The 12072-nt window shown below is 67.1% G+C and carries 13 protein-coding genes and 1 riboswitch; of the genes, 5 read left to right on the top strand and 8 right to left on the bottom strand.

What is annotated here, in order from left to right; translation table 11 throughout:
- From ABIA70_RS20055 to ABIA70_RS20045, 3 genes are all read right to left on the bottom strand, one after another.
- Nucleotides 1–1206, bottom strand: coding sequence for a glycoside hydrolase family 26 protein (locus ABIA70_RS20055; RefSeq protein WP_354149341.1), 1206 nt, complete (start codon nt 1204–1206; stop codon nt 1–3).
- Between the two features lie 101 nt (nt 1207–1307).
- Nucleotides 1308–1613, bottom strand: a complete 306-nt coding sequence (locus ABIA70_RS20050; protein ID WP_354149340.1) for a DUF1905 domain-containing protein — start codon at nt 1611–1613, stop codon at nt 1308–1310.
- A 55-nt stretch (nt 1614–1668) separates the two neighbouring features.
- The gene (locus ABIA70_RS20045; RefSeq protein WP_354149339.1) at nt 1669–2571 is read right to left on the bottom strand and encodes a LysR family transcriptional regulator ArgP; all 903 of its coding nucleotides are present in this window, start codon (nt 2569–2571) and stop codon (nt 1669–1671) included.
- A gap of 69 nt (nt 2572–2640) precedes the next feature.
- On the opposite strand from ABIA70_RS20045, the gene ABIA70_RS20040 reads away from it, so the two are divergent.
- Together ABIA70_RS20040 and ABIA70_RS20035 are read left to right on the top strand one after the other, a co-directional pair.
- Entirely contained in the window at nt 2641–3264 is a 624-nt protein-coding gene (locus tag ABIA70_RS20040; protein WP_354149338.1) for a LysE/ArgO family amino acid transporter, read from the top strand.
- A gap of 140 nt (nt 3265–3404) precedes the next feature.
- Nucleotides 3405–4034: a hypothetical protein gene (locus ABIA70_RS20035; protein ID WP_354149337.1), complete on the top strand. Its 630-nt coding sequence runs from the start codon at nt 3405–3407 to the stop codon at nt 4032–4034.
- Here ABIA70_RS20035 and ABIA70_RS20030 read toward each other — a convergent pair.
- Together ABIA70_RS20030 and ABIA70_RS20025 are read right to left on the bottom strand one after the other, a co-directional pair.
- The gene (locus tag ABIA70_RS20030) at nt 4031–5260 is read right to left on the bottom strand and encodes a glutamate--cysteine ligase 2 (protein ID WP_354149336.1); all 1230 of its coding nucleotides are present in this window, start codon (nt 5258–5260) and stop codon (nt 4031–4033) included. The genes ABIA70_RS20035 and ABIA70_RS20030 overlap by 4 nt on opposite strands.
- Nucleotides 5261–5321: 61 nt before the next feature.
- Entirely contained in the window at nt 5322–6845 is a 1524-nt protein-coding gene (locus tag ABIA70_RS20025; RefSeq protein ID WP_354149335.1) for a UDP-N-acetylglucosamine 1-carboxyvinyltransferase, read from the bottom strand.
- 211 nt (nt 6846–7056) lie between these two features.
- Here ABIA70_RS20025 and ABIA70_RS20020 point away from each other — a divergent pair, with 211 nt between their 5' ends.
- A complete protein-coding gene (locus ABIA70_RS20020) occupies nt 7057–7944 on the top strand; it encodes a glycoside hydrolase family 25 domain-containing protein (RefSeq protein ID WP_354149334.1) in 888 nt (295 codons plus the stop codon).
- On the opposite strand, the gene ABIA70_RS20015 is transcribed toward ABIA70_RS20020, so the two are convergent.
- Genes ABIA70_RS20015 through ABIA70_RS20005 form a run of 3 tightly spaced genes read right to left on the bottom strand, consistent with a single transcriptional unit; the run spans nt 7903 to nt 10951 of the window.
- Nucleotides 7903–8697, bottom strand: coding sequence for an energy-coupling factor transporter transmembrane component T family protein (locus ABIA70_RS20015; RefSeq protein ID WP_354149333.1), 795 nt, complete (start codon nt 8695–8697; stop codon nt 7903–7905). The genes ABIA70_RS20020 and ABIA70_RS20015 overlap by 42 nt on opposite strands.
- The gene (locus ABIA70_RS20010; protein WP_354149332.1) at nt 8694–10301 is read right to left on the bottom strand and encodes an ABC transporter ATP-binding protein; all 1608 of its coding nucleotides are present in this window, start codon (nt 10299–10301) and stop codon (nt 8694–8696) included. Before ABIA70_RS20010 ends, ABIA70_RS20015 begins: the two co-directional genes overlap by 4 nt.
- Nucleotides 10301–10951 carry an ECF transporter S component gene (locus tag ABIA70_RS20005; RefSeq protein WP_354149331.1) on the bottom strand — a complete coding sequence of 217 codons (651 nt, stop codon included), beginning with the start codon at nt 10949–10951 and terminating at the stop codon, nt 10301–10303. Before ABIA70_RS20005 ends, ABIA70_RS20010 begins: the two co-directional genes overlap by 1 nt.
- A 64-nt stretch (nt 10952–11015) precedes the next feature.
- A riboswitch (TPP riboswitch) is annotated at nt 11016–11157 on the bottom strand.
- A 57-nt stretch (nt 11158–11214) separates the two neighbouring features.
- On the opposite strand from ABIA70_RS20005, the gene ABIA70_RS20000 reads away from it, so the two are divergent.
- Nucleotides 11215–11757, top strand: a complete 543-nt coding sequence (locus tag ABIA70_RS20000) for a heme-degrading domain-containing protein (protein WP_354149330.1) — start codon at nt 11215–11217, stop codon at nt 11755–11757.
- 36 nt (nt 11758–11793) lie between these two features.
- Nucleotides 11794–12057, top strand: coding sequence for a DUF4235 domain-containing protein (locus ABIA70_RS19995; protein ID WP_108598066.1), 264 nt, complete (start codon nt 11794–11796; stop codon nt 12055–12057).
- The last annotated feature ends 15 nt before the right edge of the window (nt 12058–12072 follow it).

Here is a 12072-nt window from a genome sequence, read left to right as displayed (position 1 = left end):
TTAGCGGCGGGCGGCCAGCGCCGAGGAGAGGGCAGATGCCGACGCGGCACTGCTGTTGATCCGCCAGTCGGTCTCCTTGTTCAGGTTGAACCAGACAAAACCGGAGACGTCCGGCTGTGCCCTCAGGTAGGAGACCAGCGCGGTGTTCCAGTCCGGTTTGCTGCCGCCGGTTTCGGTGCTCGCCGTTTCGGTGATGACGATCTGCTTGCCGGGGGCGATTGTCCGGAGCGCGGCCAAGTGCGGCCCGAACACGGCGTCGGGCAGCTGCCAGGAACTCCACACCTGGGTGGTGCCCCAGTTGTAGGCGTCCAGGCCCACGGTGTCCACGTACGCATCGCCCGGATACAGCACGGACGGATCAACGGACCCGCCTCCGTTGGGCGCCCACACCCAGTTGACGTTGGTTGCTCCGGCTGCGCTGACGAGATCGTGCACGTGCCGCCATGCCTGGATGTAGTCCCCGGGACCGTTGCCGTTGACCGCTTCGGCCCACGGGTACCAGTTGCCGTTCATTTCGTGGGCGAACCGAAGCATCAGCGGCTTGCCCCATGATGCAAGGGCACCTGCCCACTGGCTGATGTACGGGTCGAAGTCTCCCGCGGTGATGCGGGCAAGTGCGTAGGCGGGCTGGGTCACGCCGGCGCCGGCGATCCACGGTTCCCAGGTGACCAGCGGCATCGCGCCGCGCTGCACCACCGATTCCAGTTCAGAAACCGGCGGGGCCTGCCGGAAGTCCTTGTAGGACAGGACGATGCCAGGACTTTCCCCCACCAGCCCCGCCACAGCGTCAAGCTCAGTGTCCGCCGCAGCCCCGCCCGGTGTGGCGACGCCGAAACGAAGGAACGCTGCACTGACAGGTGGGACCCCGGCCAGGACGGTGAACGTTGCGGTGACCGAGGTCTTGCCGGCAGTCGCCGTCAGCGCCACAGGACCCTGCGCGGTTGCCCCGACAGTGGCCACCGCGCTGAAGGTGCCGGTCTTGGTGGTCTGAAAAGGTACCGGCGCCGAGCCCCCCGTGACAGTACCCGCGGACGACCGGGGAAAGCCGGTTCCACTGAGCGCAACACTGCTCCCGGACGAACCGGAGGCGGGCGCGAGTGTCACGGCTGGTAGCGGGGCTGCCGTTGCGGCCGTAGTCCCCACCCCGACGCTGACAGCAGCCAGCCCAAATCCCAGCAGCGCGCTGCGTCGCGTCGGGTGTTCCATGCATCGTCCCCCTGATAATCGATGCGTACCTGGACGCGCCGTCTGCCAATACTATTCAGCGGGCGCGGCAAAAGGGAATGGTCCGGCGCGGGAGACCCGGCCTATCCATCGCCAGCGGCCGTGAGGCGGACGTCCACTTTGTCTCCGGCACTGACCTGGGCGGCCGCTCTTATGTCCTTCTTGACCGGGAGCAGGAAGGAGCCGCTCCTGCTGTCGGGGAAGACCGAGGTCTGCCAGGTGTGCCCCGCGATTTCCGCCGTGACTTTGACCGATCCGAAGGCCCTCCGGGACGCAGCTGCCTCTTCGCGGATGTCCTCTGCCACGTCCGGGGGCACGGTCACAAAGTGCCACCCGGCCTCGCCGGGATAGAGCCACAATTCGGCCCGGAACGAATACGACGACGTCACGGCCGCCAGTATGGCACGGGCACCTCGGTAGGCGCATCCCTCCTCTTGGCAACGCTCAGGATCCGGGCTGGCGGAGCTGCTCGGACGCCGTCTTCCGAACGGCCGCAGTCAACTCGTTCAGTACAGGTGAATCGATCTTCCAGCGCTGCCAGTACAGGGACACGTCAACCGGGTGTTCCGGCGCCAGCTCCACGAGGTCCCCGCGCCGGACGTCGGCCAGGCACTGCTGCTCCGGCAGCAGCCCCCATCCCAGTCCCAGCCGGATGGCCTGCGCGAACTCGGCAGAGGATGGAACGTAGTGCCGGGGTGCCGTGAGGCCTGCACCGGTCACCGTCGTGAAGAACTGGTCCTGCAGGTTGTCCTTGCGGTCAAAGTCCACCACCGGCACCCGGCTGCCGGCTACGAGTTCCGGCCCGTCGGGCCACCAGTGGCCGATGTACCCGGGGCTTGCCACGGCCCGGTATCTCAGGGCACCCAGCGGTTCCACCCGGCAGCCCTGAACTGCTTCGGGAGTGGCAGTGACCGCTGCCATCACCATTCCGGTCCTCAACAGCTGCGTGGAATGCTGCTCGTCCTCGCGGTGAAGTTCAAAGCATGCACCGAGACCCGGGGGCAGGCTCGCCAGCGCGGGCATGAACCACGTGGAGAGGGAGTCGGCGTTCACCACCAAGGGGATGGGCTGGCTCTGCCCTGCCCCGCTGTCTCCGAGCTCCTGCCGGGCATCCCAGTCCAGTTGCCGGACCTGCCGGGCATACCGGAGGACTGCCTCTCCGGCGGGCGTGGGGCGGGCGGGGTTGGTGCGCTGCAGCAGGATCTGCCCCGCGGCATCCTCCATCGCCCTAAGCCTTTGGGAGATGGCCGACGGCGTGACGTACAGGCTGCGGGCAGCCGCTTCCAGGGTGCCGCCGTCCACCACCGCCGCAAAGGTGCGGAGCTGCTCGAACTGGAATGTCCTCATTAGGATTCCTTACCAGAGTTTAAAATCATTAGCTGGAGTTATCATAGCCTCGGCCGTACCTTGGAGAACATGGAACCCACTGCCCTCCTCCCCGCCGTCGTGCTCGGCTTTGGCACCAGCCTGGCCCTCATCGTGGCCATCGGAAGTCAGAACGCCTTTGTCCTGCGGCAGGGCATCCGCGGTGAGCACGTCGCCGCCGTCGTCCTTGTCTGCAGCGTCTCCGACGCGGCGCTTATTGCCGCAGGCATTGCCGGGGTCGGCGCACTGATGGAGGCGAGTCCGGTGGTGATGAACGTGGCGCGGTATGCGGGGGCCGCGTTCCTCGTTGGTTACGGCATACTGGCGGCCAGGCGGGCAATCCGGCCCGGGGCACTGACGGCCGCCGGCAAGGAACCCGCCCTCCGCGCCGGAGCGGCCATCTCTACCGTGCTGGCCCTGACCTGGCTCAACCCGCACGTCTATCTGGACACCGTGCTGCTGCTCGGGTCCGTGGCCAACCAGCAGGCGCAGGAGTTGCGGTGGTGGTTCGGCGCCGGTGCTATGGCGGCAAGCCTGGGGTGGTTTTGTGCTTTGGGTTTCGGGGCGCGGGCCCTGCGTCCGTTCTTCGCGCGGCCTTCGTCCTGGCGCATTCTGGACGGCTCAGTCGCCGTCGTCATGCTGGCACTGGGAGCGCGTCTGGCGCTGGGCGCCTGAGGCTGTCCCGATTGTCTACCCTGTTCCTGCTCCCTCTGTTCATGCTCCACACTGTTGACCGCGGCGGCCCCGCGGCGTAGCTTCGTGGTCACAACCGCGATGTCGCTGGGCCAACGCATCCGCCGGACCGGGAGCCAGCCATGACTGGGGAACAAACGTTGGAGGGCAACAGGCCCTATCGAAAGGCCGGAGCAGTCATCGTCGCCGCCAGCACCTGCTGGGGGCTCGGAATATCCTTCGTGGGGATGGTGCACGCCACCAGGGACCCGGAAGCCAGGCTGGCGATGCTCCAGCGCAGCCAGGGTCCCTGGATTCTCGGCCAGTTCCTTGCCGCCGCCGGCACCATGGCCGTGCCCGTCGGATTCGTCCGGTTCGCCCAGGCCATCCGGTCCGGCCCGTCGAAGACCCTCGCCTCCGGCGCAGCCGCAGCGTTGGTTGCGGGCGCGCCCCTGTTTGTCGTGGCCCTGGCCGACCGCGCGGCGGATCTCGAAAAATTTGCCTACCGGCGTGGCCCAAGCTGGCCGTTCCTGTCGTATTCGGGACTGCACGTGGCTGCACTGGCCGCCCTGGGCGCGGGACTGCTGCTTTCGCCTTTGAAGCCGTGGAGCGGCATCACAGCCGCCGCGAGCGCCCCGGTTTTCGGTGCCATCCTGGCAGGGGCCAAGGACATCCCGCCGTTTGTCTTCTACCTGGTCGAGGGTGCTGTGGGGGCACAGCTGATGCGCTACGAGGAACGCGCCGTTACCCCTGGCGACGAATCCGGCACCTAAGCCTGGCGGACCCTGAGCAATTCGGGGGCCTCATTCTCTTCCGGCAGGCCGGAGGTTCCGCGCATGGTGACGCCGACGGCGTGGGCGACGACGGCGCCCATCCCGCCGTCGTCGGGTGCTGAGTGTTCCAACGCCGAATCCCGCGCCCGGCGCTGTTCAGTGGAGCCGGTGCCCCGGGCAATAATGTCCTCGACGCCCTGCCTGGCCAGAGCCAGCTCCCCCTGCTCCTCGAGCACCGGAGCCAGGTAATCCACCAGGGACCGCACCACGTCCACGGCGGGCGCCGGCCGGAAGGTGCCAAAATCCAGCAGCTCTCCACTGAGCCCGCTGCTGCTCGCCTGCCAGGCCGCCATCCGCAGCAGCACCGTGGGGACCGGCGCCGGATCGACGCCCTCGCGCCATTCGCGGCTGGCCGACTCCACGAGGGCCCGTACCAGTACGGCGATCAGGGCGGCGTCTTCCGCGCGGAGGCAGACATCGGCCACCCGGACCTCGACAGTGGGGTGGTTGCGGGACAGCCGGGCATCGAAGTAGAGCATGCCTTCATCCAGCATCACGCCGCTGTCCAGCAGCCGCGTCACCACGCGGCGGTAGGCGGAGTAGGTGCTGTAAATGCCAGCCGGTCCGGACGTCGGCCACCGGTTCCACGCCTGGGTGCGGTAGCTCTCAAAACCCGTCCACATCCCGTTCCAGAACGGAGAGTTGGCGCTCAGGGCCGTGAGGACGGCCAGCTTGTCCCGGATCCGGTCCAGGACGGCAACGCCCTCCTCGGGAGACTCGATGAAGGTATGGACGTGAAAGCCGCAGGTCAGTTGCTCCTGGGCCGTCAGTCCGTACCGCTCCAGCATGCGTGCATAGCGCGGGTCCGGCGTAGTGTGCGTCGTGGACGCGAGCGGGGACGTGGCCAGTGCGGCCACCCTGGCGCCGTTCTTGCGAGCCGCCTGGTCGGCGAGCAGGCGGCCGGCCCTGATCTGCGGCAACAGCTCCGCATACTGCAGGCACGGGCGCGTCTGGGTCTCGATCTGCTCAAGCTTGAGCTCGGCGCTCAGGCCCATCTCGCCGTCGTCGTAAGCGGTTTTGTCCTTGGCTCCCAGGACCTGCGGATCCTCCGGGGCATCGTCAGCAGCAAGCCGCCGGCCGGAAAGCAGGGCATCCGCCAGGGCAAGCGGCTCCCCCGTCTCCGGATCAACGATCAGGAGTTCTTCCTCGACGCCGAATGTTCGCATGACTATATTGTGCTTCAACCGCCGCCCGGTTAGCCGGGTTGCGGCCCATCATGACGAAACGCTAATCCTGGAAGTACTCCACTTTGGCGCCGATGGCGTTGAGCCGTTCGGCCAGATCCTCATAGCCCCGCTCGATCACGTAGATGTTCCGCAGCTCCGAAACCCCGCGGGCAGCCAGCATCGCCAGCAGCAGGCAGGCGGCCGGCCGGAGGGCAGGCGGGCAGCCCACCTCGGCGGCACGCCACTTCGTGGGGCCGTTGACGTAGATCCGGTGCGGGTCCAGCAGCTGCACCTGGGCGCCGAGCTTGTTCAATTCCGTGAGGTAGATGGCCCTGTTCTCATAGACCCAGTCGTGGATCATGGTCTGGCCGTGCGCGTTCGCCGCGATGACCGCGAAGAACGGCAGGTTGTCGATGTTCAGGCCAGGGAACGGCATGGGGTGGATCTTGTCTTCCGGCGCCCGGAGCTCGGAGGGCTTGGTGGTCACGTCCACCAGCCTGGTGCGGCCGTTGCGCGCCATGTACTCCCCTGAGACCTCCAGCTGCTGGCCCATCTGCTCCAGCGTGGCGAGCTCGATCTCCATGAACTCAATGGGTACGCGCCGGATGGTGACTTCGGAATTGGTGACGATGCCGGCGGTAATAAGGCTCATCGCCTCAATGGGATCCTCGGACGGGAAATACTCAATGTCGACGTCGACGAGTGACTGCCCGGTGATCTTCAGCGTGGTGGTGCCCACGCCCTCGATCTTCACACCCAGCATCTGGAGGTAAAAGCAAAGGTCCTGAACCATGTAATTGGGGCTGGCGTTCCGGATGACGGTGGTGCCCTCGCGGTGGGCTGCCGCCATGATGGCATTCTCGGTGACCGTGTCGCCGCGTTCGGTCAGGACGAAGGAGCGGTGCTGCGCATCAGGCTTTGGGGCCTGCACGGCGTAGAAGCCGGCCGTTGCCTCCACCGAAAGCCCGAACTGGCGCAGCGCCTGCATGTGCGGCTCCACGGAGCGGGTGCCAAGGTCGCAGCCGCCGGCATACGGGAGGCGGTATTCACCGGCTTCATCCAGCAGCGGACCGAGGAGCATGAGCACGCTGCGGGTTCGGCGGGCGGCCTCAACGTCCATGGCGCCGAGGTTGAGTTCGGCCGGCCGGCGCAACTGGAGGTCGGTGTCATTGAGCCAGGTGCATTCGACGCCGATGCTGGTCAGCACTTCGACGATCCGGTTGACCTCCTCGATCCGGGCGAGGCGGCGCAGCACTGTGGTGCCTCGGTTGATCAGGCTGGCGCACAGAAGTGCCACACCGGCATTCTTGCTGCTGTTGACGTCCACCGCACCGGAGAGCGTCCGCCCGCCTTCGATCCGCAGGTGCGTCATCTGCGGCCTGCCGACGTTGACGATGCTGCGGCCAAAAATGGTTTCCAGCCGCTGGATCATTTTGAGGCTGAGATTTTGCTTTCCCTGCTCCATCCGGGCGATAGCACTCTGGCTGGTTCCCAGCGCGGCCGCGAGCTGTCCCTGGGTCCAGCCCTTCTCAGTGCGGGTGTCCCGGAGGGTGGCGGCAATGTGTTCGGCGGCTTCCTGAGTCATACCCCAAAAATATCACAAGTGAGTTATTGCGGCCCCCGAATTGCCATATTCCGCGAGAATGCTCACAAAATACCCGCCTCATGCGATATCTGCGCTGCCCGACGCATCTCCTTGACCAGGCTTGCCGGGCGGTGGACACTGAAAATACCGGCTTCACAGGCACCGCGCCTTAGGCGTAGCCCCCGCGGGCCGGCAACAGTGGAGGTCCGCGATGCACGAGCCCGCGTTGCAGGAGCAGCCAGCCAGAACCCACCGGGTGGCCGTGCTAGCAGCGCTGAGCCTGCTCATGGCCGTACTGGGGCTGGCGTTGGCTCCGGCAGCCGGCGCCGCACCGCCACCGGACGATTCAACAGAACAGGTCCTGGGCAACGATGTTTCCTGGCCGCAGTGCAGGAAGACGCTGCCGGCAGATCCTGCATTCGGGATCGTGGGCGTGAACAACGGCCTGGCCAACACCACCAACCCCTGCCTCGGCGAACAGCTCCGCTGGGCGCAGGCCATCGGTGTGAACCCGACCGGCCAGCCTTCTGTTGCCTTGTATGTCAACACCGCCAACCCCGGGCACGCCGGTTCATGGTGGCCCGTAAGTAACGATTACCCGGTGGGCCGTTCAGTTCCGAACCCGTACGGAACCTGCAAAGACCAGGACGTGGGTGAAGCGTGCGCTTACATGTATGGCTATGCCAAGGCCTTCGATGACGCCTACGTCCGTGGCATCACGGACCCGCAGGATTACCTGTGGTGGCTCGATGTGGAGATCGGCAACAGCTGGTCAGCCGACAGGACCTCCAACCGCGCCGCTCTTGAAGGCATGACGGCCTTCTTCCACAGCATCCAGGCCGACGTCGGCATCTACTCCTCGAGCTATCAATGGCGGCAGATCGTGGGGCCGGTGGCAGGCTCCAGCAACCTCTATGGCCTGCCCACCTGGCTGGCGGGCGCACTCTCGGTATCCGGGGCGGAGGCCAACTGCTCACGCCAGCCGTTGACCCCCGGCGGCGACGTAGCCCTGACCCAGTTTGTGGCACACGGCTTCGATTACGACTACCCGTGCAGTTCAGCGCCAGACGAAGTTCCAGGTCCCCACGCTGACGGCTGAGACCACAGCGGCAGCCGCGATCATCACCCCGCCCAGCAAAACCCAGACGTCCAGGACGGAGTAAGTGGACTCCCGCGCCCAGGTCCTTTGTCCGCTGCCAAATCCGCGGGCTTCCATGGTGACGGCCAGCCTGGAGGCACGGCGGATGGCCTGGACCAGCAGGCCGAAACTCTGGCCCAGCGTTGCGCGCAGCCGTTGAGCGGGGCTTCCGTGCGAGCCCACTCCACGGGCACGGCGCGCCATGCCGATGGTCTGCCATTCTTCAGCCATCAGCCCCACAAGCCGCATCGCGGCCAGGGTGCCCAGCACAAAGCGGTGGGGCAGACTGGCCTTCTGGGCCAGGGCATCGGCGAGGTCGGTGGGGTCCGTGCAGCTCATCAGCAGGATGGCCGGCAGTGCGATCGCCAGCCCGCGGAGCATGAAGCCCAGCCCCAGCTGCAGCGACCCTTCGCTGATGGACCAGATCCCGACGTCGAGCAGCACAGCGCCGCTGTCCGCGGCCACTATGGCGGTGCTCCAGCCGCCCAGGGCTGCCGCCAGGATGAGCGGCCAGCCCCGCTGCCACAGGAGTCCGAGTGTCAGGCCGGCCAGGGGAAAAAGCGCCAACTCGGCCAGCAGTGCGGTGGTGGCGGATACCCAGTCAATGGAGAGGGCCAGCACCAGGGTAACCAGGAAGACCGCCGCAAATTTTGCCAGCGGGTTTGCCCGGGTGAGGATGGCGTGGTTTCCGCCCAGCGTCAGTGCCGCCCTCACGGGGCACCGGCTTCCAGTCGCGCCTCGCCCAGCGAGGCCGGGCCAAGGTGCAGTTCCGTGCCGCCCAGGACCGCACTGAACTCCTGGTCGTGGGTCACCGACACCACGGCGGTTCCGGCATCGAGCAGTTCAGACAGGAACGACGCGAGTTCTGCCCAGGTGTTGGCGTCCTGGCCGAACGTGGGCTCGTCAAGGACCAGCACCCGGGGGTGGGCCGCAAGGACCGTGGCCACGGAGAGGCGCCGCTTTTCGCCGCCGGAGAGCGTGTACGGATTGGCGTCCACAAGGTGGGTCAGGCGAAGCCTTTCGAGCAGGTCATCCACCCGTTCCTCCCCGTGGCCCAGATGGCGCGGACCGAACATCAGCTCGTCCAGCACCCGGCCGGTGACGAACTGGTGCTCGGGCTCCTGGAAGACTGTTCCGATGCGCGAGATCAGCTGGTTGGCTTTCCATTTGAAGGGGTCAATCCCTGCCCCGGCGCTCAGGTCGACAGTGGCGGACACCGTGCCGCGCACCGGCGTGAGCAGTCCGGCGAGCGTCAGGGCGAAAGTGGACTTTCCGGCGCCGTTGGGGCCTGTCACCGTCAGTGCCTGGCCTGCCCGGACCTGAGCGGTCACGCCCTCCTGCACGGGCACCGGCGGGATGGTCCTGAACCCGCGGCGCCGCGGCCGCTCGCGGGAGACAGCCAGGTTTTCGGCGGCCAGCAGAAGGTCCCCGGAACCGGCGGTCGCGCGGGACCGGGTGGCCGGGAGGTACCCCGGCACCCAGACACCGGCCCCGATCAGCATCTCCCGCGCCTCGGCGAGGACCTGGTCCGGCGGGCCGTCCAGCAGGACAGCCGAACCGTTGGCCGAGCCGGGCTGCAGCACCACAATCCGGTCCACCAGGTCTTTCCAGACGGACACCCGGTGTTCCACCACCACCAGCGTCGCACCGGTTTTGTCCAGGCACCGGCCTACCGCGTCCCGGACTTCGAGCACGCCGGCAGGGTCAAGGTTGGCCGTCGGTTCGTCAAGCAGGATCAGCCCGGGCCGCATGGCAAGGATCCCCGCCAGGGCCAGCCGCTGCTTCTGTCCCCCGGAGAGGGCCGACGTCGGGTGGTCCAGTTCGAGCCCCGTGGAACCTTGCGCGCCGGTGGAACCCGGCGTTCCGGCGGCTCCTGGCGGGCGGGCGGCACTGCGCAGTCCGACGTCGTCGAGCGCTTCATGGACCCGCCGCCAGATCTCGTCCCGCGGGACGGCCAGGTTTTCGGCGCCGAAGGCGACGTCGTCACCCAGCCGGGAAAGCACAACCTGCGTTTCCGGATCCTGCTGCATCAGCCCGGAACGTCCGCGCCGGGCGCGGGGAGCGACGCCGTCGATCAGCAGCGAACCGGTCTCGTCGGCGTCGTCCGCCTCATCCCCCAGCACCCCGGCGAGGGCGTGAAGCAGCGTGGATTTGCCCGCGCCGGAAGGGCCCAGCAGGAGCACCCGCTCGCCTGGACCGATCTCCAGGTCGAGCCCCTGGACGGCGGGGGCGGAGCGGCCGGCGTGCCGCCAGCCCCAGCCGCGCGCGGACACCGCGGCCGGGCGGACCTCCGCGGCGCCGGCGTCGGAAGCGGTCATCAGTTGAAGGCAGGCTCCGAAGCTGCCTTCCGGGACGCGAAGGAGCTCAGCACACCGGTCCGGGCCAGGCCGCGGGTTGCGATCCAGGACAGGGCGCCGGCAATCACTGCGCCCGAAATGGTGCAGAACACGATGTAGGCGAGCTTGTCACCGGGTTCGTAGGCGATGTTCCAGCCCCAGGGGAGGAAGGAGTCGTTCAGGCCGCAGAACAGCCCTGCACCTGCGCCGGCCAGCAGGGCGGCGAGGAGGTTGTACTTCTGGTGCAGGAACGAGCCGAACCGGAACTTGCCGTACACGAGCAGGAAGAACACCAGCTCGGCGCCCAGGCCCTGAAGGACTCCGGAGATCAGCACCGTGGCGCCGTACTGGGAGCCCATGATGAGCTCGCCGGTTGCGGCGACGGTTTCGCAGAAGAGTGCTGCGCCGGGTTTGCGGATGATGAGCATGCCCAGCACCGCGGGGATCATCCAGCCGCCGGCCAGCAGGCCGGTCAGCGGGGGGTACACGGCGTTCATCGGCGCGGAAACGATGCCGGCGCCCTGTGACCACGCCCAGAAAATCACGCCGCCGGCGATCGCGATAAGCGCGGCCACCACAATGTCTACGACGCGCCAGGTATTGGTTGTCTTGTTGAATGCTGCAGTTGTCATTTGGTCCTCCTGAGGAACAGGAGGGGAAAGTGCACCGGCACGCGGCGTCGCCGCCCTGGCCGGACACTTCGAGAACTCGACTCCCTTGCGCCGGTACTAACCGGATCAGGTTCGAGGGTCTGCGGCTGTCCGCACTCTCAGCGCCCACCTACGGTTCCCTGGCAATGCCAGTGATGCCCGACGGCGGCGCTCCCCTGTCGTAAATAAATCTGCCCTGTTGGGCGTGGTCCAGTTTACACCGCCGGCGCGGTAGATTGTGGGCCATGACCACCGGCCATTCTTCTGTGACAGCCTTTGATCCCGACTCCGGAGAGGACCAGCCCCGCGCCGCCCTCGAGGCGCTGATAGCGCGGATCGACGGCGAGATCAGCGAGCTGCAGTTTCCGCGTTTCACCAAGGATGATGCGCTGAACCTGGGGCTGCTGCTGGTGGAACTCGGCAAGAGCCGCAAGCTGCCCATCGCGATCGACATCAGCAGGGCGGACCAGGTCCTGTTCCATGTTGCCTTGGACGGCGCCACGCCGGATAACGAGCACTGGGTGCGGGCCAAGCAGCGCACCGCTGCGCGGTACGAGATTCCCTCGCTGCTGGTGGGGTTGCATGCCCGGCTCCGGGGCGGGCGGATCGAGGACCAGGGCTGGTTCGACGAATCCGTGTATGCAGCTCACGGCGGCTGCTTCCCTGTCTATGTCACCGGCGCCGGCGCTGTTGCCACTGTCACGGTTTCGGGCCTGCCCCAGCAGGAGGACCACGACCTTGTGGTGGAAGCGCTGCGGGAGATCCTGGCGTCCATGCGGTTAGGCTAAAGGCAGTCCGTTTTCCGCCCGCAAGGAGTCACACGAATGAACCTTTTCATCAAACTGCTTGGCACCGGAGTCAGCCTCGGCGCCGGATTCCTCGGCACCAAAGTGGTCAACGCCGTCTGGGAAAAGTCCACCGGCCGCAAGCCGCCCACCGGCAAGCACGAGGACACCCCCACCACCCTGCGCTCAGCCCTGACCTTCGCGCTCATCTCCGCCTCGGTCAGCACCATCATCCAGGTGCTCGCCAACCGCGGCACCCAGCGCGCCATCACCCGCTTCGCCAAGTCCCAGGACATCGTCTAGCCAGGCTGCCCGGCG

The organism is Arthrobacter sp. 754, assembly GCF_040548695.1.
GTDB lineage: Bacteria > Actinomycetota > Actinomycetes > Actinomycetales > Micrococcaceae > Arthrobacter.
The sequence above is the reverse complement of the archived record's forward strand: the minus strand, read 5'-3'. Positions and strand labels throughout refer to the sequence as shown.

Coding starts and splice junctions, on each gene's coding strand:
- ABIA70_RS20055 (WP_354149341.1), bottom strand. CDS start 1,206: ATGGAACACCCGACGCGACGCAGCGCGCTGCTGGGATTTGGGCTGGCT.
- ABIA70_RS20045 (WP_354149339.1), bottom strand. CDS start 2,571: ATGAGGACATTCCAGTTCGAGCAGCTCCGCACCTTTGCGGCGGTGGTG.
- ABIA70_RS20040 (WP_354149338.1), top strand. CDS start 2,641: ATGGAACCCACTGCCCTCCTCCCCGCCGTCGTGCTCGGCTTTGGCACC.
- ABIA70_RS20035 (WP_354149337.1), top strand. CDS start 3,405: ATGACTGGGGAACAAACGTTGGAGGGCAACAGGCCCTATCGAAAGGCC.
- ABIA70_RS20030 (WP_354149336.1), bottom strand. CDS start 5,260: ATGCGAACATTCGGCGTCGAGGAAGAACTCCTGATCGTTGATCCGGAG.
- ABIA70_RS20025 (WP_354149335.1), bottom strand. CDS start 6,845: ATGACTCAGGAAGCCGCCGAACACATTGCCGCCACCCTCCGGGACACC.
- ABIA70_RS20020 (WP_354149334.1), top strand. CDS start 7,057: ATGCACGAGCCCGCGTTGCAGGAGCAGCCAGCCAGAACCCACCGGGTG.
- ABIA70_RS20010 (WP_354149332.1), bottom strand. CDS start 10,301: ATGACCGCTTCCGACGCCGGCGCCGCGGAGGTCCGCCCGGCCGCGGTG.
- ABIA70_RS20005 (WP_354149331.1), bottom strand. CDS start 10,951: ATGACAACTGCAGCATTCAACAAGACAACCAATACCTGGCGCGTCGTA.
- ABIA70_RS20000 (WP_354149330.1), top strand. CDS start 11,215: ATGACCACCGGCCATTCTTCTGTGACAGCCTTTGATCCCGACTCCGGA.
- ABIA70_RS19995 (WP_108598066.1), top strand. CDS start 11,794: ATGAACCTTTTCATCAAACTGCTTGGCACCGGAGTCAGCCTCGGCGCC.